At 64.7% G+C, this 23,484-nt stretch carries 27 protein-coding genes; 20 read left to right on the forward strand and 7 right to left on the reverse strand.

Features of this window, described 5'->3' with window-relative positions; genetic code table 11:
- Positions 1–5: 5 nt before the first annotated feature.
- A complete protein-coding gene (locus BLS91_RS05360; RefSeq protein ID WP_241983188.1) occupies positions 6–1,499 on the forward strand; it encodes a dihydrolipoyl dehydrogenase family protein in 1,494 nt (497 codons plus the stop codon).
- On the opposite strand, the gene BLS91_RS05365 is transcribed toward BLS91_RS05360, so the two are convergent.
- A complete protein-coding gene (locus BLS91_RS05365) occupies positions 1,481–2,026 on the reverse strand; it encodes a DUF2017 family protein (RefSeq protein WP_092339697.1) in 546 nt (181 codons plus the stop codon). The two genes, BLS91_RS05360 and BLS91_RS05365, sit on opposite strands and share 19 nt — an antisense overlap.
- On the reverse strand, positions 2,023–2,307 hold the full coding sequence (gene clpS / locus BLS91_RS05370) for an ATP-dependent Clp protease adapter ClpS (protein WP_092339698.1): 285 nt from the start codon (positions 2,305–2,307) through the stop codon (positions 2,023–2,025). Before clpS ends, BLS91_RS05365 begins: the two co-directional genes overlap by 4 nt.
- Positions 2,308–2,402: 95 nt before the next feature.
- On the opposite strand from clpS, the gene BLS91_RS05375 reads away from it, so the two are divergent.
- Both BLS91_RS05375 and sufU read left to right on the forward strand, forming a co-directional pair.
- A complete protein-coding gene (locus tag BLS91_RS05375) occupies positions 2,403–3,743 on the forward strand; it encodes an aminotransferase class V-fold PLP-dependent enzyme (RefSeq protein ID WP_092339699.1) in 1,341 nt (446 codons plus the stop codon).
- Positions 3,740–4,234: a Fe-S cluster assembly sulfur transfer protein SufU gene (gene sufU / locus BLS91_RS05380; protein WP_092339700.1), complete on the forward strand. Its 495-nt coding sequence runs from the start codon at positions 3,740–3,742 to the stop codon at positions 4,232–4,234. Before BLS91_RS05375 ends, sufU begins: the two co-directional genes overlap by 4 nt.
- Before the next feature lie 62 nt (positions 4,235–4,296).
- Here the strand turns inward: sufU and BLS91_RS05385 are convergent, their stop codons facing one another.
- Genes BLS91_RS05385 through BLS91_RS05400 form a run of 4 tightly spaced genes read right to left on the reverse strand, consistent with a single transcriptional unit; the run spans position 4,297 to position 7,608 of the window.
- Positions 4,297–4,695: a flagellar assembly protein FliW gene (locus BLS91_RS05385; protein WP_092339701.1), complete on the reverse strand. Its 399-nt coding sequence runs from the start codon at positions 4,693–4,695 to the stop codon at positions 4,297–4,299.
- Positions 4,692–5,633, reverse strand: coding sequence for a flagellar hook-associated protein FlgL (gene flgL / locus BLS91_RS05390; protein ID WP_092339702.1), 942 nt, complete (start codon positions 5,631–5,633; stop codon positions 4,692–4,694). Before flgL ends, BLS91_RS05385 begins: the two co-directional genes overlap by 4 nt.
- A 3-nt stretch (positions 5,634–5,636) precedes the next feature.
- The gene (flgK, locus tag BLS91_RS05395) at positions 5,637–7,088 is read right to left on the reverse strand and encodes a flagellar hook-associated protein FlgK (RefSeq protein ID WP_092339703.1); all 1,452 of its coding nucleotides are present in this window, start codon (positions 7,086–7,088) and stop codon (positions 5,637–5,639) included.
- A gap of 34 nt (positions 7,089–7,122) precedes the next feature.
- Positions 7,123–7,608 carry a flagellar protein FlgN gene (locus tag BLS91_RS05400; RefSeq protein ID WP_092339704.1) on the reverse strand — a complete coding sequence of 162 codons (486 nt, stop codon included), beginning with the start codon at positions 7,606–7,608 and terminating at the stop codon, positions 7,123–7,125.
- A 309-nt stretch (positions 7,609–7,917) separates the two neighbouring features.
- Between BLS91_RS05400 and BLS91_RS05405 the strand changes: the two genes are divergently transcribed.
- From BLS91_RS05405 to BLS91_RS05420, 4 genes are all read left to right on the forward strand, one after another.
- Positions 7,918–8,751 carry a sigma-70 family RNA polymerase sigma factor gene (locus tag BLS91_RS05405; protein WP_092339705.1) on the forward strand — a complete coding sequence of 278 codons (834 nt, stop codon included), beginning with the start codon at positions 7,918–7,920 and terminating at the stop codon, positions 8,749–8,751.
- Positions 8,752–8,825: 74 nt separating this feature from the next.
- On the forward strand, positions 8,826–9,161 hold the full coding sequence (locus BLS91_RS05410) for a flagellin (RefSeq protein WP_241983187.1): 336 nt from the start codon (positions 8,826–8,828) through the stop codon (positions 9,159–9,161).
- A 239-nt stretch (positions 9,162–9,400) separates the two neighbouring features.
- Positions 9,401–10,537, forward strand: coding sequence for a flagellin N-terminal helical domain-containing protein (locus BLS91_RS05415; protein WP_092339707.1), 1,137 nt, complete (start codon positions 9,401–9,403; stop codon positions 10,535–10,537).
- Positions 10,538–10,763: 226 nt separating this feature from the next.
- Positions 10,764–12,089, forward strand: a complete 1,326-nt coding sequence (locus BLS91_RS05420) for a flagellin N-terminal helical domain-containing protein (protein ID WP_092339708.1) — start codon at positions 10,764–10,766, stop codon at positions 12,087–12,089.
- A gap of 87 nt (positions 12,090–12,176) precedes the next feature.
- Here the strand turns inward: BLS91_RS05420 and BLS91_RS19890 are convergent, their stop codons facing one another.
- Positions 12,177–12,383 (reverse strand): hypothetical protein, encoded by a 207-nt coding sequence (locus BLS91_RS19890; RefSeq protein ID WP_092339709.1) that lies wholly within the window; start codon positions 12,381–12,383, stop codon positions 12,177–12,179.
- 671 nt (positions 12,384–13,054) lie between these two features.
- On the opposite strand from BLS91_RS19890, the gene fliD reads away from it, so the two are divergent.
- From fliD to BLS91_RS05490, 13 genes are all read left to right on the forward strand, one after another.
- Positions 13,055–14,410 (forward strand): flagellar filament capping protein FliD, encoded by a 1,356-nt coding sequence (gene fliD, locus BLS91_RS05430; protein ID WP_092339710.1) that lies wholly within the window; start codon positions 13,055–13,057, stop codon positions 14,408–14,410.
- A 5-nt stretch (positions 14,411–14,415) separates the two neighbouring features.
- The gene (locus tag BLS91_RS05435; RefSeq protein WP_092339864.1) at positions 14,416–14,844 is read left to right on the forward strand and encodes a flagellar export chaperone FliS; all 429 of its coding nucleotides are present in this window, start codon (positions 14,416–14,418) and stop codon (positions 14,842–14,844) included.
- Position 14,845: 1 nt separating this feature from the next.
- Positions 14,846–15,148: a hypothetical protein gene (locus tag BLS91_RS05440; protein ID WP_092339711.1), complete on the forward strand. Its 303-nt coding sequence runs from the start codon at positions 14,846–14,848 to the stop codon at positions 15,146–15,148.
- A 179-nt stretch (positions 15,149–15,327) separates the two neighbouring features.
- Complete coding sequence (locus tag BLS91_RS05445) at positions 15,328–15,669, forward strand: flagellar basal body rod protein FlgB (RefSeq protein WP_092110173.1); 342 nt, start codon at positions 15,328–15,330, stop codon at positions 15,667–15,669.
- Positions 15,666–16,055, forward strand: coding sequence for a flagellar basal body rod protein FlgC (locus BLS91_RS05450; protein WP_092339712.1), 390 nt, complete (start codon positions 15,666–15,668; stop codon positions 16,053–16,055). Before BLS91_RS05445 ends, BLS91_RS05450 begins: the two co-directional genes overlap by 4 nt.
- The gene (fliE, locus tag BLS91_RS05455; RefSeq protein WP_092339713.1) at positions 16,055–16,360 is read left to right on the forward strand and encodes a flagellar hook-basal body complex protein FliE; all 306 of its coding nucleotides are present in this window, start codon (positions 16,055–16,057) and stop codon (positions 16,358–16,360) included. The genes BLS91_RS05450 and fliE overlap by 1 nt, the downstream gene beginning before the upstream one ends.
- Positions 16,360–17,976 (forward strand): flagellar basal-body MS-ring/collar protein FliF, encoded by a 1,617-nt coding sequence (gene fliF, locus BLS91_RS05460; protein WP_092339714.1) that lies wholly within the window; start codon positions 16,360–16,362, stop codon positions 17,974–17,976. Before fliE ends, fliF begins: the two co-directional genes overlap by 1 nt.
- A complete protein-coding gene (gene fliG / locus BLS91_RS05465; protein WP_092339715.1) occupies positions 17,973–18,989 on the forward strand; it encodes a flagellar motor switch protein FliG in 1,017 nt (338 codons plus the stop codon). Before fliF ends, fliG begins: the two co-directional genes overlap by 4 nt.
- Positions 18,979–19,596 carry a FliH/SctL family protein gene (locus BLS91_RS05470; RefSeq protein ID WP_092339716.1) on the forward strand — a complete coding sequence of 206 codons (618 nt, stop codon included), beginning with the start codon at positions 18,979–18,981 and terminating at the stop codon, positions 19,594–19,596. Before fliG ends, BLS91_RS05470 begins: the two co-directional genes overlap by 11 nt.
- Complete coding sequence (locus tag BLS91_RS05475; RefSeq protein WP_092339717.1) at positions 19,593–20,930, forward strand: FliI/YscN family ATPase; 1,338 nt, start codon at positions 19,593–19,595, stop codon at positions 20,928–20,930. Before BLS91_RS05470 ends, BLS91_RS05475 begins: the two co-directional genes overlap by 4 nt.
- On the forward strand, positions 20,927–21,376 hold the full coding sequence (locus tag BLS91_RS05480; RefSeq protein WP_092339718.1) for a flagellar export protein FliJ: 450 nt from the start codon (positions 20,927–20,929) through the stop codon (positions 21,374–21,376). The genes BLS91_RS05475 and BLS91_RS05480 overlap by 4 nt, the downstream gene beginning before the upstream one ends.
- A complete protein-coding gene (locus BLS91_RS05485) occupies positions 21,373–22,029 on the forward strand; it encodes a C40 family peptidase (protein ID WP_092339719.1) in 657 nt (218 codons plus the stop codon). Before BLS91_RS05480 ends, BLS91_RS05485 begins: the two co-directional genes overlap by 4 nt.
- Complete coding sequence (locus BLS91_RS05490) at positions 22,026–23,483, forward strand: flagellar hook-length control protein FliK (RefSeq protein ID WP_092339720.1); 1,458 nt, start codon at positions 22,026–22,028, stop codon at positions 23,481–23,483. Before BLS91_RS05485 ends, BLS91_RS05490 begins: the two co-directional genes overlap by 4 nt.
- Position 23,484: the final 1 nt, after the last annotated feature.

The raw sequence follows: 23,484 nt of genomic DNA on the forward strand, positions 1-23,484 counted from the left end.
CCGAGATGACCGCTGGCCCAACCTCCGAACACACGATGCCGTTCGAACAACGGGATGCCGATTCGAACCGGCCGGTTCCTGATCATTTCGATGTGGTCGTGATCGGTGCCGGCCCGGCTGGAACCGCTGCAGCCCTGCGCGCGGCGAAACTGGGCGCATCCGTCGCCGTCTGCGAATCTGACCGTCTCGGCGGCACGTGCGTGAACACCGGATGCGTACCCACCCGCGTACTGGCGAAAACGGCTCGGCTCATGCGGGAGATCCGCACCGCCAACGCGTACGGCATCTCCGTGTCCGAGCGCCCCCTGGACTGGCCCGCCACCGTCGTCCGCGTCCGGCAAACCGTTGACCGGGTGCGTTTGATGAAAAATGAGGCGACGCGATTCGCTGACGCCGGTGTGGAACTCATTCTTGAGGGGCGCGCCTGCTTTCTGGATGCCTCCACGCTCAGACTGGAATCTGGGCGTCGGGTGACCGCCGGTGCCGTACTGGTGTGCGTCGGCGGTCATTCCCGGCGGCTGCCGGTTCCAGGAGCTGAGCTCGCGACGGTACCGGAGCACGTGCTCGACCTTCCGAGTGTTCCCAGTCGCCTGGCCGTGATCGGCGGGGGAAACACCGGTGCCCAACTGGTCACTGTGTTTCGTTCCTTCGGCTCGGCTGTGACCCTGCTCGATGTGGCCGACCGCGTGCTCGCCACGTCTGACGAGACCGTCTCGCACGCCGTCGCCCAGGCTTTCGTCGAGCAAGGTGTCATACTCCGCCTGGGCATCGACGGAATTGACGGACTTCAACGCGCCGCTGACGGCTCGATCACGCTGACCTGGCGGGAGAACGGGCTCGAGAGTGTGAGCAGCTTCGACGCTGTGATCATGGCCACTGGCTGGCCTGCGGATATCAGTGACCTCGGACTGGAAAATGCCGGTGTCGTCACGAGTCGTTCGTCCGTTCCCGTCGATGCGTATTTTCGAAGTTCGATACCGCACATTTTTGCTGTTGGCGACGCCAACGGCCGAGATATGCTCGTGCAGGCCGCACAATTCGAAGGAGAGGCCGCGGCCGAGAACGCCGTGTTGGATGCCAATCGACGAACCCCGCACCACCTGCTTCCCGCGGGTGGGTTCACCGATCCGGACTACGCAGGTGTCGGTCTGACCGAGGCCGATGCCCGGCGGCGCGACAAGCTGTGCGTCGTAACGGTGGTGCCCTATTCGCTGCTGGATCGGGCGGTGATCGATGATCGCCAGCGGGGATTCCTCAAGCTCATCGCCGACCGCCGGCGGGAGCTCATTCTCGGCGCCCACGCGGTCGGTGAAAACGCCGTGGAGGTCATTCAGTCCGTGACGACGGCGATGGCTTCGGGGATCGACGTGGCCACGCTGGCAAACGTGCGATTCGCCTACCCCACCTACAGCGCCGTGATCGGACTCGCTGCACGAGCCCTGCTGGCCGAGCACGCCGATCGCTCGGCCACGCGGGATGGTCAGACGTCGATCGTGTAGACGAGTTCTTCCTGCAGCATACCGAGCCATTCGTAGAGCTCGCGCAGAAACGGGGTGTTGTCACCAAGGAGGTGCACGACCCCGTCCGGGGTGATCTGCAGCCGGTCGGCGAGGGTCAGCCGCAGGTCGGTGAGGCTTCGCAGCCAGGCCTGCACGGCATCGGGATCGAGACTGATCGTGAGCGGCTGGAGGTCGTCGCTGTCGTCGTCGGGGGAGGAATCGGGAGTGTCGGTATCCGCTTCACTGGAACCCAGCGAATTCAGCACGACCTGGGCGTTCTGCGCCTTGCGATCGAGCAGGTCGGTCGCCGTGAACCGGCGAAACTCGGCGGCCGCGTCGTCGTCGTCGCGGTAGGCGTCGGGCAGCAGGCGCCCGAAGATTCCGTCGCTCGCGGCGAGAGAGGGGTCATCGGCACCCGAGTCGAGCATCTCGAGAAGCTGGGTGGTAGCGAGGCGCAGCAGGTCGGCTTCGATCGGTTCGAAGCGGCCGTGCAGGGTGCCATCCGGCTGAGTGGTGAATCGACTCACTCGTCGGCCTTCGCCAGCGTCGCCATCAGGCCGTAGCCGTGCATGGCTTCGACGTGACGTTCCATGGATTCGCGATTGCCAGTGGCCACGACGGCGCGGCCGTTATTGTGCACCTGCAGCATGAGCCGTTCGGCCTGCTTGGGCGAGACGCCGAAGTAGCTGCGAAAGACGTAGGCCACGTAGGACATGAGGTTCACCGGGTCGTCCCAGACCAGGGTCACCCACGGTCGGTCGAGTGACACGTCCTCGCGAAGGTCGGTCTGTTCGGTAGTCTGCGTCACCCCTTAAGCCTCACACGCTCCCGCCGGGTTTTCCACCGCCGCGTCATACTCGCCCGCGCGGCGTGCGGGTTCGGGGCGAGGGAATATCCTTGAGTATGACGTCTTTTGCACCATCGTCCGCTTTGTCCCCAGCCCACGGCGCTCAGCACCCTGAGCTGGCCCCGCTGACCAACATCGATGTTGAGCGCATTCGCAACGACTTTCCGGTGCTGCACCAAACGGTGAACGGGCATCCGCTTGTCTATCTGGACTCTGGCGCCACCTCGCAGAATCCGATCAGCGTGATGGAAGCCGAGCAGGAATACTACGAGCAGCGCAACGCGGCCGTGCACCGCGGCGCCCACACGCTCGCCGTCGAAGCGACCGAGGGGTTCGAAGCCGCCCGCGAAAAGGTTGCCGCGTTCGTCGGCGCCCAGACCGACGAGATTGTCTGGACCTCCAACGCCACCGAGGGCATCAACCTGCTGGCCTACAGCTTCTCCAACGCCTCACTCGGCCTCGGCGGCCCGGCCGCCCGCCGCTTCAGCCTCGGCGCCGGTGACGAGATCGTGGTCACCGAGATGGAACACCACGCCAACCTCATTCCCTGGCAGCAACTCGCCCTGCGCACCGGTGCCACGCTGCGCTTCATTCCCGTACTCGACGACGGCACACTCGACCTGCTGGCCGCAGCGGATGTTGTCGGCCCCCACACGAGACTGCTCGCCTTCACCCACGGCTCCAACGTCACCGGCACCATCAACCCGGTGGCCGAACTCGTGGCCCTGGCCCGCCGCGTCGGTGCGCTGGTCGTGCTCGACGCCTGCCAGACCGTGCCGCACCTTCCCGTGGACGTCAAGGCGCTCGACGTGGACTTCGCCGTCTTCTCGGGCCACAAGATGCTCGGCCCCACGGGCATCGGCGCGCTCTACGGTAAAGCCGAACTGCTCGCCGACATGCCGCCGTTCCTCACCGGCGGGTCGATGATCACGACCGTCGACATGACTCAAGCTGAGTTTCTCGCTCCGCCGCAGCGCTTCGAGGCCGGCACCCAGCGCATCTCGCAGGCCATCGCCCTGGCCGCGGCCGTCGATTACCTGAGCGAAACCGGCATGGATCGAGTGCACGCCTGGGAGGCCCAGCTCGGCCAGCGCCTGGTTGCCGGCTTGGCTGAAATCCCCGGTGTACGGCTGCTCGGCCCCGGTCTCGGCGTGGAACGCCTGGGACTTGCCGCCGTCGACGTCGCCGGAGTGCACGCGCACGACGTCGGTCAGTTTCTCGACGACGCCGGCATCGCCGTGCGGGTCGGCCATCACTGTGCGCAGCCCCTGCATCGCCGACTCGGCGTGACCGCGTCCACCCGCGCGAGCACCTATCTCTACAACACGACCGATGAGGTCGACCTGTTTCTGGCCACCCTCGCCGAGGTCGCCCCCTTCTTCGGAGTCAAGCAATGAGTGACTTGCAGCAGCTGTATCAGACGATCATTCTCGAGCACGCCAAAGCCCGGCACGGGGCGGTCGAACTCACGCCACTCGCCGAGGCCGTGGCTCTCGGCGCGGCCGGTGGCCGGCGGGTAGCCGAATCGCACCAGATCAACACGACCTGTGGTGACGAGGTCACCCTGCGCGTCTCGCTCGGCGTCGGCGCTGAAACGGATTCTGCCGTGAGCGACCTGGTCTGGACCGGCGAGGGCTGCTCGATCTCGCAGGCATCCGCTTCGATTCTGACCGACACCCTGCGCGGTCTCAGCATAACCTCGGCACGCGCGTTGCTCGACAACTTTCGGGAGATGCTGCGCTCCCGCGGAAAGATCGAGCCCGATGAGGAGATTCTCGGCGACGCCGCCGCCTTCGGGGGAGTCTCGCGTTACCCGGCCCGAGTCAAGTGCGCCATGCTGCCCTGGGTCGCCTTCGAGGCTGCCCTGATCGACGCTGAGTCGCACTAGTTTGCTCGTGCCTGCGGCCCGCTCAGATCGACCGGGCCCGGGCCCGGAAAGTGGGCCAGGCCTCAGTTTTCGCCGGTGCCGAGCTCGGCGTGCAGCGGCCAGTCCTGGTCGTCCAGAATGAGCTGCGCGCAGGCGCCCGTGCGGGCGTTGACCACGATGGGCGCCATCAGGTTCACCGTCGTGGTGCTCTCGCCGGGGTTGACGACCACGAGCACGAGAGCATCGTCGGGCGTCGTCAGCGACAACGCGATCGACTGCTCGCTCGAGATCGCCGGGGTGTAGTTGGGCAGAAAGATGGCCGCGTCGAGAACGAACAGGCGCGTGGTCGGGTGAGCGGATGCCTGCAGCGAGTAGAGTCCAGCGGCCCCCTCGATCTCGTTGAGCACGAAGTCGGTGAGCGGCGCCAGCCCGGGCGGGGGAGAGACGAAGCTGAGGGTGGGGCTGGTGAGGGTAGTCGTCATGAGAGAAAGTCCATCAGGGTTGGTTGAAGTACACGGGCGGTAACAGCGAGTGCGGCCTGATAGGTCACTTCCTGCAGTTTCAAATCAATGATGACCTGGCCCAGGTCGGCGTCTTCGATGCCGGATCGTTGGGCATCCAGTGTGCCGGTCTTTTCGAGCAGGGTTGACTGGGCGCGTTCCATCTGCACCTGGCGGGCACCCATTTCACTGCGTTGACCGGTCATGATGGCCATCCTTGTGTCGAGTTCCTCAAGGCGAGAGCCCACGTTGACCGCGCTGTTGGTCGAGCGCAGGTCGGCGACAATATTGTCGAGCAATGCGAAAACCGATGACGAGCCGGTGCTTTCGTCATCCTTGCCGAAGATCGTCGCGCCTGCTGCGTCGACCCGCACGGTGCTCGTGGCACTGATGCGCCGTTCGACGCTGCTTGCGCCCGCCGTGTCGCCCGAGTATGCGTAGATCGTCGCTCCGGTGCTGTCGGTGCCCGCTGCGGCAAACGCCATAGCAGCGTCCGAATTGCCGGCGAAGACGCTGCGCCCGAGAAACTTCGTGTTGGCCTGCGAGAGGAGATCGGTTTTGAGTCCGTCGATCTCAATGGCAATGGCCTCTTTGGCCGTCGCTGACAGCGAGCCGGAATTGGCGCCCTGCACGGTGAGGTCCCGCACGCGGTTCATGATGTCCGAGACTGACCCGAGTGAGGATTCGATGGTGGTCAGCCAGTCGTTGCCATTGTCGGCATTGGCGCTGTACTGATCGACCGCACGCATCTCGGCGCGCACCGCCATAGCCGCTGCAGCCGCGGTCGGATCGTCCGAGGAACGGTTGATGGACTTGAGCGTGCTCGCCTGCTCCTGCAGCCGCGCGAGGTGCGTCATGTTCTCCTGCAGGTTGCGCTGGGCAGCGCGCATCTGGGTGTGAGTAGTTACCCGATCGACCATGAGCTACCTCCCGACCAATCCGGTGCGGTTGATCAGCGTGTCGAGCATCTCGTCGACGGCCGTCATCATGCGGGCCGCGCCCTGATAGGCGTGCTGGAACATCAGCAGGTTGACGTTCTCCTCGTCGAGGTCCACCGAGGAGTTGGCGAGCTGCTGGTTGGCAGCGCCTGACGCGGTCGAACTGGCCAGTGCGGCTGACTTCAACTCGGTCTGCGTGAGCACGCCGGTCTTGGTGACGAAGTCAGACCACGTGGTGCTCGGCGAGACGATCGCGCCGTCGACGTCGGTCGCGAATCCGGCGCCGAGCTGGGCGATGGCATCCGCTATGGTACCGTCGTAGGCGCCCGACGTCGCAGACGCCCGCACGGCCATGTCAGCGGATGATTTCGGCACAATACTGAGAGCCTGTGCGGCGGGTGCGCCATCTAAAGACGAGAAGAACTCGAAGCCATCGTCGCCGTCTTGGTTGAAGCCGGTCTTGTAGATGTCGTTGACCGTGGCCTTCAGTTCGGTCGCAAACGTGTTGTACGACGCGGCAGCCTCAGCCAGCGCGCCACCGGACCCGCTGACGTTGGCCTCGCCGAGCAGAGACAGTGCGCCGGCCATTTCGCCCCGGTCCATGGTCACGGCGGTGCCGGCGTTGTCGGCCCACACCAGGGTTACGTCACGGCTATCCTGCATCACTCGCGGAGAGTCGGCGGTGACCTGCACCTGATGCGCGGTGCCGCCGGAGACGAGTGCGTTGCCGCCCACGAGCACGGTGACGGTGCCGTCGGCCTGCTCGGTGACGCTCGCCCCGGTCAGGGCGGCGATCGTGGTTGTGAGGGCGCTGCGCTGGTCGAGCAGTTCGTTGGCCGTACCGCCCGTGGCGAGGCTCTGGCGAATCTGCACGTTGAGCGCTGCGACCTGGGTGGCCGCGCCGTTCAGTTCGGAGACCATATTGTTCAGGTCGCTGCGCACGTTCGACCACTCGTCGGAGACGGCCTGGTAGCCCTCGGAGATCTGGGTGAGCAGTTCGCCGGCCGTGCCGAGCAGCAGCGCTGCGGGGGCTGCGGTGTCGGTGCCGTTCGATAGGGTCTGCCAGCCGGCCCAGAATTCGTCGAGCTTGGCTGAGATGCCGTTTTTGCCGGGCTCGTTGAGCGAGTCCTCAACCGAACCGAGCGCGTTTGCACGCACCGCCGTATAGCCGGCGGTTGCGGCGGTTGCTCGCACGCGGGCATCCAGTTGGGCACTGGCCAGTCGAGCGATGCCGTCCATGGCAACGCCCTCGCCGACGCGGGCGCCCTGGGTGAAGATGCCGGTCGGGGCCGTGGCGCCGAGAGCGGAGGTCGATATGCGCTGGCGGGTGTAACCCTCCGTATTGGCATTGGCAATGTTCTGCCCGACCACGTCGAGGCCCTGGCGCGCGGCAACGAGGCCGGTGTACGCGGTGTTCAAGCCACCAAATGTGCTCACCGTGTTCTCCGTTCTTCTCGTTGGTCGTGCAAAGTTACAGGTTGCGGTCGAAAATGCGGGCGGCGGTCACCGGGGCGTCGGTCACTCCGCTGGCGTCGTAGGTTTTGGGGTTGGCGCTGACCGTGGTCATCGTCTCCTGGGTGGAGCGGGCCGCGGCACGAATAAAACGTTCATTGGTGTCGCGGAGTTCTTTGATCTGGCTGGTGAGATCGCCCATGGCTTTGAGGTGTGCGGCGAAGATTTCGCCCCACGGCCCCGCGGGAGCATTGGCGGCGAGTTCACGCAGGGTGGCGTCTTCTGCTGTTCCCCATTGGGTAGCCAGTGCGGCTACCTCAACGGAACGCCCGAGGCCGGCTTCACGCACGAGGTTCAAAACCTGTTCAACCTCGCGAGTGGCGTGTTGCAGCCAGCGGGACTTGCCGCCCTGCAGCAGAAGCTGTTCCTCTTCGAGTTTGAAGACCAGCAACTCGAGAAGTTCACGTTCTCGCCACAGCAACGCAGACAATTCGTTGGCGCCCATGACTCCTCCAGCCCACAATTTCACTCGCGCTCAGGGCTACACGGGTGCGTGTGCTCTGGTTCATTCGTTGCCACTATCGGCCGTGAAAACATCGCGGTTAGGCAAAATAGCCTGATTTCTTGCCGAATTGCCCAACCGTGTCCTCTAAAGAGAGGACGAATTAATGTACCAAATGGGCGTTGTAGCGCTACCCATTTGCCTCCTAGTGGGGGTAGCTTTGATTTCGCAGGCATTGGGGCCTCTCGCGGGAGGTAAGTAAGCCCTTCCGTGCACATTCGAAAATTGGCATGAGAAGCTCGGGGGACGCACGTGAATCGCACTGACCGCAATGCCCTCGTCGTCGAGAATCTCCCCCTGGTCGGCTACCTCGTTTCGGAGGTGTGGGCCAAGGCCCGCCACCTCTCCCGTGACGACCTCGCCTCGGCCGGCGCTGTTGCCCTCATTACCTCAGCGGATGCTTTCAACCCCACCCTCGGGGTTCCCTTCGGAGCCTTCGCCCGGCGCCGCATCATCGGCGCTTTCGCCGACGAGATGCGCTCAAGCGACTGGGCCACCCGCTCCGCTCGCCGCCGCATCAAAGAAACTCTCGCCGTACAGGACACCCTCGCGGCCGCCCTCGGGCGAACCCCGAACGTGAACGAGATCGCCGATGCTCTCGGTGTCGACCGCGACACCGCCGCGGCCGGCCTGGCCGACGCGGCCCGCACCCTCTCAGCCCTCGACGACACGACCGCCGAGTTTCTCGTCGCCGACACCGCCATGCCCGAAGAGTCGCTGCTCTCCACCGAACGTCTCGTCTACCTGCGGGCGGCCATCGCGGCCCTGCCGGAAAAGATGCGCGCCATCGTAGAGCAGATCTACTTCGACGACCGCCCGGTCAAAGACATCGCCGCGGAACTCGGCACTACGCACTCCGCTGTTTCCCAAATGCGCGCCGAGGCGATTCGCCTGCTGCGCGACGGACTCAGCACGCACTACGCCGACGAAATCGAAACCGCGGCTGCGTATCAGCCGGAGTCGCGCATTGCTCCGGCTCGCCGCAGCGCCTACCTCGCCCGACTCGCCGACCTCGCCACGGTGGGAATGACTCGCACCGCGCACGAACACCTGCAGCTCGACACGGTCGAACGCGCAGCATCCTGACTTTTCAGTAATCTCACCGCTAGCCCATGGATGGGCCGGCTTCATAACACCTCACGGAAGAAACCCTCATGGTCATGCAGATCAACACCAATACCTCAGCATCCGACGCCTACCGCGAACTGGCCGCCGCACAGACCAGTCTCGCGCAGCCGACCGTTGCAATCTCGAGCGGTCTCGCCTCGACCGAGTCTGTCGTCGCCGCTGACAGCGTCGACTTTGAGGGCAAGACCCGTGCCGTCTCCGCCGAGAACACCCTCGCCGCAGCATCACGCCTGACCAACAGCGCCATGGCCGAGCAGATGGTTGACCTCACCCGCGCAAGCATTCTCGCCCAGCCGGTCACCGCGGTCTCCGCCCAGGCCAACCAGGCAAACTCCGACGTTCTGCAATTGCTGCGTCCCGCAGCGTAGCTGCCGCTCTTCGGGCAGTGGATGCCGCCGGCGCCGCCTGTATTGACCGTTGCAGAATTGCGTGACCTGCCGTGAGTGGCGGTCGCCCATTTCTGCAGCGGTCATTTTCGTTTTGGGTGACTCATTTCACGAAATCAGTTCACCCAGATTTCTAACCCGCTATCGCAACTGGTCGATAGCTCATGGTGCTGGCCCATGGATGGGCCGGCGTACTTTGACCCAATCACGGAGGATTTATCATGGGCATGCAGGTAAACACCAACGTCGCGGCAAACAACGCGTACCGCAACCTGGCAACAACACAGAATGACCTGTCGAAGTCGCTGGAAAAGCTTTCCAGTGGTCTTCGCATCAACCGTGCAGCAGATGACGCTGCCGGTCTTACCATCTCGGAAGGCCTGAAGTCGCAGGTCGGCGGCCTCACTGTTGCCAGTCGCAACGCCCAGGACGCCATTAGCGTCATCCAGACCGCTGAAGGTTCGCTCAACGAGGTGCAGTCGATCCTGCAGCGCGTGCGCGACCTCGCCGTTCAGGCGGGCAACGACTCGAACAACGCTGACTCCCGCACCGCTATTCAGACGGAGGTAACGGCCCTTACTAATGAGCTCGACCGCATCGGCAAGTCCACCAACTTCAACGGCAAGACGCTTTTGGATGGCACCGCTTCGTTGAGCTTTCAGATCGGCGCAAACGGCAACGCGGTGAACGACCGCATTGCCGTGAACCTTACCGGAACAGACATTGACGCTCTGGCTGCGCGACTCACGACGGGCGTTGTAGGCGGGAAAATGGATGTACTCACTCCGAGCAGCGTCGCTGCCGGTGCTCAGACGTTCACCATCACGAACTCAGACTCCACGACCAGCTCCGCAACCGCGACTCTCCTTGCCGCCGGAACGTACGACACGGTGCAGGAAATTGCCACAGCAATGAACGCGCAGTCGAGCTTCAGCTCTCTGGCCAAAGCAACAGTGGATTCCGACAACAAGCTGGTCGTCACCGCCAATAACGGCGGCGCGGTGAACCACGCAATCACCGGCGGGATTGGGGTGGCAACTCCAACAGCGGCTGTTGCTCTCAACTTCACAACTGCGGCCGAGGCCGCGGCCGCCATCGGAGTGATTGACACCGAACTCAAGGCGATCTCAACGTCGCGCGCCACGCTTGGTGCCGTACAGAATCGCTTCGAGAGTGTCATCAAGAACCTGGCCGTCTCCAAGGAGAACCTCACCGCTGCCGGATCGCGAATTCGCGACACCGACATGGCCGAGGAAATGGTCAAGTACACCCGAGCGAACATCCTCTCGCAGGCCGGTACCGCCATGCTCGCGCAGGCCAACCAGTCCAACTCGGGCGTGCTGCAGCTGCTCCAGTAACACCTGGTAGCCGCCAGGTCGATCATTGATCTGAGCCAGGCCGTAATCGCTGGAGTAAAAGAGTTGCTCTCGTATTTGCGGCCGGGCACCACGTTCGTCATCGGCGGGGTCCAGCGGACCCCGTCACGGGCCCGATTCTGGGCCACCGTTAGATGGCGACCGACCCTGCACAACGCTCGCCCATGGACGGGTCAGCGTTTCACCGCCCAGTCATGGAGGATTTCACATGGGCATGCAAGTTAATACAAACATTGCAGCGAATAACGCCTATCGCAACTTGGCAACAACGCAGAACGACCTGTCTAAGTCGCTGGAAAAGCTCTCCAGTGGCCTGCGCATCAACCGCGCCGCGGATGACGCAGCTGGTCTGACCATCTCAGAAGGCCTGAAATCACAGGTCGGGGGGCTTACGGTCGCCAGCCGTAATGCTCAGGACGCCATCAGCGTCATCCAGACCGCAGAAGGTTCGCTGAACGAGGTCACCTCGATTTTGCAACGCATGCGAGACCTCGCCGTTCAGGCCGGTAACGACTCGAACAACGCGGATTCTCGTACGGCGATTACGACTGAGGTCGATGCGCTGACTCTAGAGCTTACTCGAATCTCAAACTCGACCAACTTCAATGGCACGAAGTTGCTCAGTGGCGATGTTGACTCAGTGACGACGGGCAATCAGTCGTCTTTGTCTTTTCAGGTCGGAGCAAGCGGCGATGGCAGCAGCCGCATCAACGTCAATCTGGCCAACGCGAACGTAAAAAACATCACGAACAACTTCGCGATTGTCGCGGGAACTGCCGAGATTCCGTTCAGTGCGGGCAGTCCGGCGACCACCGGTGCTGTCACGGTTACCGATATCAAAATTGACCGCACGAAGCTGGCCAATCACTTCACAGTAACTCAGGGTGGCACCGGCGGCAAGACGTTTAATGTCGACTTCGGGGCTGCTGACACGAATCGAACGGACGACAGCATTCAGGTCGCTCTGCAAACAGCTGCGGATGCGTTGGGTACCGCTAGTCAGTACTTCGTCGTCACCAAAACGGCGCCGGGAGTGTTTAGCATTGAATCCCAGACAGCCAGCCTCAATAGCGCCACGACTAACGCGATCACGATGAGTGCAAATGCTACAGCGAACACTGCTGATTCGAACGCTGTAACGGGAGGGCTGACGGACGGAGTCGGTACGAGCACTGCAGAGGTAATCCCTAAGGGCGCCGACACTGTGTTCGTGGCCGCAACGCAAGACACTGGCCTGAACTTCGACTCCGCGGAGAAGGCCGCAACATCTATCCGCACCCTCGATGCGCAGATCGCAGTGATCTCGACGGCTCGGGCGGAGCTCGGTGCGTCGCAGAACCGGTTCGAGAGTGTCATCAAGAACCTTGCGGTCTCGAAGGAGAACCTCACCGCTGCCGGTTCGCGTATTCGCGACACCGACATGGCCGAGGAAATGGTCAAGTACACCCGAGCGAACATCCTGGCGCAGGCAGGAACCGCCATGCTCGCGCAGGCCAACCAGTCCAACTCAGGCGTGCTGCAGCTGCTCCAGTAACACAAGCACCACTGAATAAACAGGTCGATTCTGATCTGAGCCTGGCCGCAGTCGCGGAGCGAATTGGACGTCGCTCCTCGCCTGTGGCTAGGCTATTTTCATGTCATTCCTTCCGTTGCGCAGCACAATCATGGAAAAGAGGAGGGCGGTGCCAGCAACACGGCCGGTCGCCGACCGGTCGTGCTCGTCTACTTCGAGGAATACGAGCTGATGATCGATGCCTACGGTCGCGAGAAGCAGCTGCGCGCAGATCGCGTCGTCGATTCCGCTTATGTTGCGGAAGTCGATTGGCACGCCGCGACTCCAAGACTGATGCTGCACGGCGGTCGGGAAACAGATTCCGCGTGGCCGATGGCTTGTCCGATTGGGCGCGTTTTTCGACCATTGGGAGGCTGGCGCGGGCTCCCTCTGAAGCCAGCCATTTCGCATCCGCTGTTATGCAGCGGATGTCGCAGGGCGGTGTCGTGGGCGCGGTAGACAACGCGGGTTTCTGAGGCGGGTCGCGTTGGTCGATGGGGATCTCGGCGAGCTCGATCAACGGCGGGCGGATTGCGGCTGTGCTAGATGCGCCCATGACGCACGCTGTCTCGGACCGGCCGCACGCCCAGATTTCTGCGCGGTTTTCTAACCGGGGGGCACGGGCGGTCGATAGCTTATGGTGCTGGCCCATGGATGGGCCGGTGCGGCATCATTTGTTCACGGAGGAATTACCATGAGCGCGCAAAGAGACAGACGAAGTGCGGCGAATCACGCTTTTCGTCAAGGCGCACGGCATTCGCCGAACCTTGGCCGCGGTAAGCCCCGAAACGGATGCGAAACCAGCGTCGCTCCTCAGCTCCCGCACCACCAGGGCTGACCCACAATCTTGCATGGTGGCGGTGAACCGACGAGCTGGACCTCGCCCAGCACTGCCGCCATGCATACCTCGCACCAAATGATTGACCGAGCACTAGGAGAGGCACCCCATGTCGATGGCAGTCGATGGACTCATCAGCGGTCTGGATACCACCTCCCTTATTAACTCCCTGATGACCCTGGAGGCTGGTCCACAAAACCAGCTCAAGGCCAAGGTCACCAGCACGAACACGCTCATGACGGCGCTGCAAGGGCTGAATTCTCAAATTGCGTCGCTCGCGACCCTGGCCGGCAAGGCTACGGCGACCAACGCGCTTGACCTGTACTCGGCGAAGAGCAGCTCGACGGGGGTGTCCGTCACTGCTGGCGCGACCGCCACCAGCGGTTCCATCGACATCGTCGTCGATAAGCTCGCTCAGGGTCAGGCCTCGGTCTCCAGCGCAGTAACCGCCTGGCCAACGTCGAGCTTCTCGATCACCAACGCGGCGTCGGGGGTGGCGACGACGATCTCGTCCGGCACGACGAATCTCGACGACATCGTCACCGCGGTGAACGCTTCGGCAGCCGGAGTGACGGCCGTCAAGGTTGCTGCCGGCAAAGATGCCAGTAACAACCCGCTGTATCGTCTGCAGTTCACGTCGACTTCCACCGGGGCATCCAGCGCTTTTTCATTGTCCTTCGACCCGTCCGACCCCGCCACTGATCCCGCAATGACCCAGGTCAAGGGTGCGCAGGACGCCGAAGTGCGGCTCTGGGCCAATACCGGGGCCGCGCAGAAGATCACGTCGTCGACCAACACCTTCAGCGACCTGCTTCCGGGAGTGTCGGTGACGGCATCCGCTGTCGCGGCCGACCCGGTGACCGTGAGCGTGTCACGCAACGACGGTGCGGTGGGCACAATCGCCTCGGATCTGGTGGGCGCCCTCAACGGAGTGTTTGCGCTGATTTCCACCAAGAGCGCCGTGGTGAACAGTACAGACTCGACCGGTAAGGCCATTTTGTCGGCCGGTGTGTTTAGCAGTGACAGCACCGTGCGTGACGTGAAGCAGCAGATTTTGAACGCTGCCAGCCAGCCGATCGACGGGCGCTCCCCGTCGGAGATTGGCATCAGCATTACGAAGTCCGGCACGATGGAATTCGACTCGGCCAAGTTCGCCACGGCCATGGCCGCCGACCCGAACTACGTGAAGGGCGTGCTGGCCACGATCGCCGCGCGGGTCGAGGCCGTCGCCGAGAACGCGTCGGACAAGTACGACGGCATGATCACGTCGAGAATCACCGGGCAGGAATCGCTCGTGAAGAGCCTCGGAACGCAAATCGATGGGTGGGACATTCGGATGGCCTCTCGGCGCTCAACCCTCGAACGCACCTACTCGGCGATGGAAGTACAGCTCAGCAACATGAACGCCCAATCCGCCTGGCTCACCGCCCAGGTCGATGGCCTCAATGCCTCCAACGGAAAATGATGACTATGACAATGGGAACCAACGCCCAGCGTTCGCGTTACAACCGCGACGCGGTTCTGTCGGCCACCCCGGTTCGTCTGCTCACCATGCTCTACGACCGCCTGCTGCTCGACCTGAACCGGGCCGAGGCTGCCCAGCAGCGCCAGGACTGGCAGATCGCGTCGGACAATCTGATTCACGCCCAGGCGATCGTGTCGGAGCTGAGTACCTCGCTGAACGTCGACGCCTGGGACGGCGGCGAGGGACTGTTCTCGCTCTATACCTATGTGTCGACGGCGATGGTCAGTGCGAATACGCACCGCGACCCGGCACGCACCCGCGAGTGCATCTCGTTGCTCGAACCGCTTCGGCTCACCTGGCACGAGGCGGCGGAGTTGCTGCCGGCCGCGCCGGTGCCGATCGCACGCCTGAGCGGTGAGCTCGGCATTGGCTAATTTGGCAGTCTGGCAAGCCGCGCTCGACGACCTCGAGAATCGGCTGGATGCTGCGGCACGTTCGATGGCCGATTCGACCAGCGATGGTGGCGCGGCCGTGGGGGAGTGGAGCGTGCCAACGGGGCTCGGGGCTATTCCGGAGGAACTCGCCGCACGAGTTCAGGACCTGCTGCACAACCAGCACAAGCTCATTGGAGAGCTCGAAAACGCACGCAATGTCACCCTGAAGCACCTCGCAGCGATACGGTCGGTGCCTCCGGAGCGCGACGCGCGGGCATCCGTTTATCTGGATGTGAACGGGTGACCCCCGTCTGAGGGTAGTGAAACACCGGCGACACGCCGTAGCGCAACAAACTTGGGGAATGTTCTTACGAACTCCTTACCCATCTGTCGGGGCGACCGATAGCAAGGAGTGAGCACGGATTGCTCACCACCGGGCCACGGATTGGCCGTCTTGTCTTTTTGTCGACGAAGCGGGTAATCATGCTTGATTCCGTGACCTCCCTGGCTCTCACCAGCGCCCTGGACGGCCTCGCGCTACGCCAGCGCACCATCGCGAACAACATCGCCAATATCAACACCCCCGATTACCACGCCAAGGTCGTCTCGTTCGAGAACGCACTGGCCAAATCGGTCGCTGACGGCAACGGCGTTTCGGCCGCGACGACGGAGCGTTCGCTCGACCCGACGCTGCTCAACGGCAACAACGTGAACCTCGACACCGAGACCCTCGCCAACATCGACGCGCTGCTGCGTTACCAGTTCGCCGCCAAGGCCGTCGAAGGCCCGGTCTCGTCGATTCGCGCCGCGATGAAGACCGCCTGATGGTCGACGCCATCGGCATCGCCGGCAGCGGCATGACGCTGCACCGCAAGTGGCTCGACGCCATCGCCGACAACCTCGCCAACGCCAACACCGTGACCGCCACAACGGATGCTGCCTTTCAGGAACGCTATATCCTCGCGCAGGAAGGCCCCGGCAACGTGGGCGCCAGTACCACGGCCGCCTTCGGCGGTGCCGAGGGAACCCTGGTGTACGAGCCGGAGCATCCGCTCGCCGATGCCGATGGTTACGTGCGTTACCCCGATATCGACATGGCCGAGCAGATGGGCCACCTCATCATGGCCCAGCGCGGCTACCAGGCCAACGCCGCCGTCGTCGACCGGGCCAAGACCGCCTATGAAGCCGCACTACAGATCGGACGTGGCTGATGCCACTTGGCGCCATCAACGCAACCACCGCCCTCTCGGGTGTCATGGGCAGCTCAGCCACGACCGCCACCCAGCGCACCGACGGCTCGGGCTTCGGCACCGCCCTCTCCGGTGCCGTCGACAACCTGCAGCAGCTGCAAGGCACCTCCAACACCCTCGCCATCCAGGCTGTCACTGGTGACTTGGGTGACATTCACACCGCCACCATCGCGGCCACCCGCGCCCAGGTGACCATGGAACTCGTAGCCGCCGTGCGTAACAAAGGCGTCGACGCGTTCAACGAGATCATGAGGATGCAAGCCTGATGCCCCGGCAAGTCACCAGCGTCTTCAAGCGCTTCGGAAACGCGATTCGCGAGTTCACCATTGCCCAGCGCACTGTCGCCATCATCGGCGTCGCCGTGCTCGTGCTCGGCATCGCCGCACTCAGCATGTGGGTCACCAAGCCGGCTTTCACGCCCCTCTTCTCCGGCCTCAGCGGCGAAGACGCCAACAGCATCGTCGAGCAGTTGCGCACCGACGGCGTCGAATATGAGCTTGCCGACGGCGGCGCCACGATTCTGGTGCCCGAAGCGAGCGTCTACGACGAACGTATCAAGTCGGCCTCGGCCGGCCTGCCCACCTCGAGCACCGGCGGCTACTCCCTGCTCGACACCATGGGCGTAACCTCGAGCGAGTTCCAGCAGTCGGTCACCTACAAGCGAGCGCTCGAGGGTGAACTGGCCAAGACCATCGGTGCCCTCGACGGTGTCAAGATGGCCTCCGTGCAGCTTGCCATCCCCGAAGACAGCGTGTTCGTGTCGCAGAAGAACGACCCGACGGCATCCGTTTTCGTTGAAACCCAGAACGGCGTCACCCTCTCCAACGACCAGGTGCAGGCGATCGTGCACCTGACCAGCGCCTCGATCGACGGCATGACCGCCGCCGACGTTGCCGTCGTCGACTCCACCGGAACCGTGCTCTCCGCCGTCGGCGTCGGCGCCACCGGGGGAGCCGATCAGCAGGCCTCGGACTATGAGACCCGCGTGCGCAGCGCCGTGCAGGCCATGCTCGACAAGGTCGTCGGTGCTGGCAACGCCACCGTCGTCGTCGCCGCCGACATGAGTTACGAATCGGCCGAACGGGTCGAAGAGTCCTTCACGAGCCCGACCGAAGCACTGGCTCTCAATGAATCCGTCGACACCGAGACCTACTCGGGAACCGGCGGCAGCGCCGCTGGCGTGCTCGGATCCGACACGGCCGCCGTGGCCGATGGCGCCACCGATGGCACCTTCTCAAGCGAGTCGACGACCCGCAACAACGCCGTGAACAAGGTCACCGAGAACCGCACCATTCCAGCCGGAGCGATCACCCGGCAGACGGTCTCCGTGGCCGTCGATGCCGATGCCGCCGCTAACCTCAACGTTGCCGACATCACCTCCCTTGTGACTTCGGCCGCCGGCATCGACGCCGTGCGCGGCGACGCCGTGACCGTCGAAGTCATGGCCTTCGACACCACGGGCGCCGCCGCAGCAGCTGCAGCGCTCAAAGCAGCAGCGGATGCCGCGGCCGCCGCACGGTTCGCCGAGATTCTGCGGGTGTCGGTGATCACCGCCGGCATCGTCATCACCCTCGTGGTCAGCCTCATTCTCTACGCACGCCGGTCACGTCGCCAGAGCCGTGAATCGGTGGAGATCGGTGATCTCACCGCAATGCAGAACGCCCTCGGAGAGGCCACCGTCCCGCTCTCGGTGACGTCATCCGCCGGCTCCCTATTCCTCGACAATCCGACCGACACCCCCACCAAAATCATCCCGACCGTCAAATTCGTACCGACCGACACCGATCTGCGCCGCGCCGAGATCGATTCCCTGGCGCAGTCCGACCCGCGCAGCACGGCCGAGTTCCTGCGTGGCCTGATGGATGACCGGCAGCGCGCATGAACGAGCCAGGCACAGCACTGACCGGCACCCAGAAAGTTGCCGTCGTACTCATGAACATGGATCGTCAGCGCGCAACGGAGGTGATGAAGCAGTTTAGCGACATCGAAGCTGAAGTCATCGCCGGCGAAATCGTGCAGCTGCGCAACGTGGACCCGGCCGTCGCCGAGTCCACGCTCAACGAATTTCACGAAATCACCTTGAAGGGTCGTCGGCTGTCCCGCGGCGGGCACGAGTTCGCCGTCGGCCTGCTTGAGGCTTCCTTCGGTGCCGAACGCGCGGCCGGTGTCATGAACCGCGTCGCCACCTCCATGGCCGGCAAGGCTTTTGAATTTCTGGATCCCTCCGAGCCCGGCGATGTGCTCAACCTGCTCGACGGCGAGATGCCCCAGACCATTGCACTGGTGTTGGCGCACCTGCGACGCGACCAGGCATCCGCTATTTTGGCCAGCATGGAACCGGGCCTTCGCACCGACGTCGCCCAGTGCATCGCCACTATGTCGAGTGCGACGCCCGAAGCCATTCGGGTCGTGACGGACACGCTCAAACTTCGCACCGGTAAAATTGTCGCGCGCGAGAGCATCGAAGTGGTCGGCGGAATTCAGCCGCTCGTCGACATTATCAACCGAGCGGATGCCGCCACCGAGCGTGCACTTCTGGAAGGCCTCGAGGAACGTGACCCGGCCCTGGCCGAAGAGATTCGTTCTCGCATGCTCACCTTTGCCGACATCGTCAAACTGGAGAGCCGGGACGTGCAGCAGGTACTGCGCGGCATCGACACGACCGTGCTGGCCATGGCCATGAAGGGCACGTCCGATGCCGTCACCGAGGTCATCCGCGCCAACCTCTCCGAGCGCAACCGCGACGTACTCGACGACGAAACCAAAAGCCTCGGACCGGTGCGGATGCGTCAGGTCGAAGACGCCCGTGCCGAAATCGTGCGCGCTATTCGCGACATGGAAGCGCAGGGCAGCATCACCGTGCAACGCGGTGCCGAGGACGAATATGTCAACTGACACCGGGTTTGGCCGCATGGCGTTTCCGAGACTGCGCGACGAGGAGCAGGACCGCGTCGACGAGCAGTCGCGTGCCGAGGGTCACGCCGCCGGGTACACCGAGGGGCTACGGCTGGCGGCCGCAGACGTCGCCAGGCGCGCCGACGAGATCAACGCCCAGCAAGCCGAGAACGAACGCTACGGTGAAGCGCAGGTCGACAGCGCGGTGCGTTTGCTCGCTGCCGCCGCCCGCGCCCTCAATGAACGAAGCATTCCTCTCATTCAGCAGGCGGAAGCCACGCTCGTCAACACGTCCCTGCAACTGGCCGAAGCCATTCTCGGCTGTGAACTCAGCCATACCGAACCGTCGGCCCGCCGCGCTCTGGAACGTGCGCTGCACCAGCCAGACCAGTTCGACCGCAGCGAGGTGCACAGCATTCGCATGCACCCGGATGACCTCGTGGTGCTGGGCGCGCAGACGCGCGCGCTGGAGAGCATCCGTTTTGTTGGGGATTCCCGACTCAAGCGCGGTGACGCCATCACCGAGTTCAGCGACGGCTTTCTCGACGCGCGTATCAGCACGGCCTTTGCCCGCGCAAAGGCCGCTCTCGCCGAGGTCGAAGCATGATCACCACCTGGCGCCCACGCGCCACGCAGCTCGTGCAGGCAATCGAAGCCGGTCGCCCGGAGCGGGTCGGTGTCGTGTCGTCCATTGTCGGTCTGGGCGTCGAGGTGCGAGGCCTGCGCTCGGCGATTGGTGACATCGTCACGCTCGGAGCCCGACCGGGCCAGGCGGGTATCGACGCTGAAGTCGTCGCCACCACCCAGACCGGAATCCGATGCATGCCGCTTGGCCGCATCACCGGTTTGCAGGCCGGTGCCCGCGTGCGATCGGCTGGCTCGCCGCTGCTCGTGCCCACCGGCCGTGGCCTGTTCGGGCGCGTCATCGACGGCCTGGGCCGCCCCCTTGACGGCAAGGGCCCGCTCGATTCAGACGGCTTCGTCTCCCTGGAACATGACAGCCCCTCGGCCATGCACCGGGCGCGCATCACGACCCCGCTGCACCTGGGCGTGCGCGTTCTCGACACTCTCACGACGGTTGGCCGCGGTCAGCGTATGGGCCTGTTTGCCGGCTCCGGCGTTGGAAAGTCGTCCCTGCTGTCGATGATCGCCCGCGGAACGGATGCCCAGGTCTCGGTCATCGCACTGGTGGGGGAGCGCGGGCGTGAGGTTCGCGAGTTTCTTGAGGACGACTTGGGCCCAGAAGGCTTGGCCCGCTCCATCGTCGTCGTGTCGACCTCCGACGAACCAGCGATGATGCGGCTGCGCGCCGCATTCACCGCCACCCGCATCGCCGAATCGTTTCGCGACCAGGGCGCCGACGTCATGCTCATGATGGACTCGCTCACCCGCGTGGCCATGGCCCAGCGCGAAATCGGGCTCTCGGTCGGCGAACCGCCAGCCACTCGCGGCTACCCGCCGTCGACGTTCTCGGTGCTGGCCCGGCTGCTGGAACGTGCCGGTACCGGTGAGACAGGCTCGATCACCGGAATGTACACGGTGCTCGTCGACGGCGACGACCACAATGAACCCATCGCCGACGCGGCGCGCTCTATCCTCGACGGCCACGTCGTTCTCGACCGCAAGCTCGCTATCATCGGCCATTTTCCCTCGGTCGACGTGCTGGCCTCCATTTCGCGCGTTGCCTCCCGGGTCAACAGCCCCGAACGCAACCAGATCGCGACGACGCTGCGCAAGGTCATGGCGGCCCGCCTGGGCGCGCAGGATCTGCTCGACGTCGGCGCCTACCGGCCCGGCACGAACCCGCTGGTCGATGCGGCCGTTGAGAACGGCCCGGCCATCAACGCTTTTCTCCAGCAGCGGATGGACGACCAGACTCCCAGCGAGCAGGCCTGGTCCCAGCTCACCCGACTGACCCGCGCGTTCGGGGCTGTCGCATGAGCCGCCTCTTTCCGTTGGCCGGGCTGCTGCGTCTGCGCAAGTTGCAGCAGAACCAGGCCGCCCTCGACCTCGCCGAGGCGAATGCCCGCGTGGCCGCGCTCCAGGCCCGCCGAGGTCGTGCCCGCTCGGCCCTAGGCGCTCTCGGGAACACTCCGCAGACCATCGCCGCGCTCAACGCCATGGCCGCGGCCCGGTCGTCGTCGCGCAGCATGCTCGCTGAGCTCGACGCCATGGGGCGTAACCACCAGGAGACCCTCGATTCCGCCCAGTCCAACTACAACGCCGCCCGGGCCGAGTCGGTCGCGCTCGAGAAACTGCATGACCGGCACGCGGCCGCAGTGCTGGCCGAAGACCTGCACGCCGAGCAGACCGTGCTCGACGAGATTGCCGGAGCTCGCTGGCACCGCAGCCGCTCGGCAAGCCTGAACAAGGGGGAGACACCATGACGATGATCGCGGCCATGGGCAGAATCAGCCAGATTCAGGCGACCCTGCAGCAGCTCTCCAGCGTGTCGACCGAACGGGTCACTACCACGGCCGCAGCGACGACCGCAGCGGCATCCCCTTCGGCTGATAGTTTCGCGGCAACCCTCGCTGCGGCGCTCGGAACGAGTGCAACCAGTGCGACCGGATCGGCCAACGGCGCGACCGGCACGGACGTCGTGGCGTCCGCTGAGAAATATCTCGGCGTGCCCTACGTGTTCGGCGGAGAGGATTCCAGCGGAATGGACTGCTCCGGACTCGTTCAAACCGTATATGCCGATATCGGAATAGAACTGCCACGCCTCGTTTCTGGTCAGATGAAGATGGGCACCGAAGTCGCCTCCCTCGCCGAAGCCCAGCCGGGCGACCTCATCGTCACCGGCGGTGGCGACCACATTCTCATCTACGCCGGCGACAACAAGGTCATCCACGCCCCGTATCCGGGCCGCACCGTGTGCCTGCGCGAGGCCTACATGACGGATGCCGATATCACCACTATCCGCCGCATCATCCCCATCACTACCCAGGCCGCCGGCACCGGCTCCACCGACAAGCTCAGCGCCGCCTTCGCCGCTTTCGCCCAGCAGAATTCAACCGCCACGGGAAGCACACTATGACCCTCACCCTCGGCCAATTTCGGCCGGCTGCCGCTCCGGCCACCGCGCCGGCCCAGCGCGAGACCAGTCAGGGCTCGGCTTCGTCGGGCGCTGAAGCGTTCGGCTCTATTCTGCAAGACACCCTCACCGATCGCAGCGCCGCCTCGTCGACATCGGGCCCTAAGGCGGCGATGTCGTCAACGGAGCAGAAGACGGACCCCGCGCAGGATTCCGCGGCCGAGGCCACTGCGGCCGGTTCCCCGGCGGATGCAACCGCCCCGGTGGCGTTTTCCCCAGCTCTGACCTGGGCTGCCGCTGCCGCAGCCGCGTCCCCGGCGGCGGACAGTACCGTAGCCGACAGTATCGCGGGCAGCACTGCTGCTCCCGGCCCGTCGGTTGACGCCGTGGCGAGCACCAATGTCGACCTAACCGCGTCGGTTGCCGCGCCGGCGACGGCGGGCGGTTCGAGTGTAGCTTCCGCCCCCGTCGCTGGAGCAGTCACGGCTGTGCCGAACGCCGCAGCGAACGCCGCCGCTGCGGTGCCCGCTGCTGATACCGCTGCGGTGCCCGCTGCTGATACCGCCGCCGTCCCGCCTGCGGCGGCGGTCGTCGCAGTGGCCGCCGCCGTTCCGGTCGCTGCCGTGTGGGCCGCTCAGGGTCGCACCGCCGACGCCGGTGCAGCCGCTTCCAGTGCCGCACCGACAACGTCCCCCGAAGCGGATGCCGCGGCGCTGCCGGCCCAGGCCCCTTCGACAACCGCAGATTCAGCGACGCCCGCGAGCGCACTCAGTCCGGCCGCCGCGCCGCCCGTGCCCGGCACGGCACAGAACCCCGCCGCGCCGACCAGTGGGGCACAAAGCCTTGCCGGTGCGGCACAAAGCGTCGCCGCGGCCACCGACGGGTCGGCGCGCTCCGCGCTGCCCGACGCCGTGCGGCTGCACGCCACGGGCACGGAGGCCGTCGCGCCGGCGACATCCGCTCTGCCCAGCGTTGCACCGACCGCGCTGGCGACCAGCACAGCCACGCCGGTTGCAGCGCCCGCGCCGGCTGCCGCCGTGCCGCTCACTGCGCAGATCATGAAGCCGCTGTTCTCGCTGACCAATGCTGCGCCGGGTGAGCACGTGCTCACCATCAGCGTCACGCCCGACAACCTCGGGCCGGTCACCGTGCGGGCGCACGTGACGGGGGAGGGCATTCGGGTGGAGCTGTTCGCTCCCACCGATCTGGCCCGTGATGCGCTGCGCGTGATTTTGCCTGACCTGCGCCGGGACCTCGCCGGTTCCGGGCTGAGCGCCCAGCTCGACCTGTCGAGCGACAGCCAGGCCGGCGATCCCGGCGCCACCCGCCAGCCCCGCTCGGAGGCCGACGGGCGCAATCCCAACGCTCGGAGTCCCGCCGAGCGAGCACCGGACACTCCGCTGGAGAACCGCGCGTCCCGATTCGGGTCCACCCACACTATCGACGTACTGGCTTAGG

Origin of the sequence: Cryobacterium flavum (genome assembly GCF_900103805.1) — a bacterium.
Taxonomy (GTDB): domain Bacteria; phylum Actinomycetota; class Actinomycetes; order Actinomycetales; family Microbacteriaceae; genus Cryobacterium; species Cryobacterium flavum.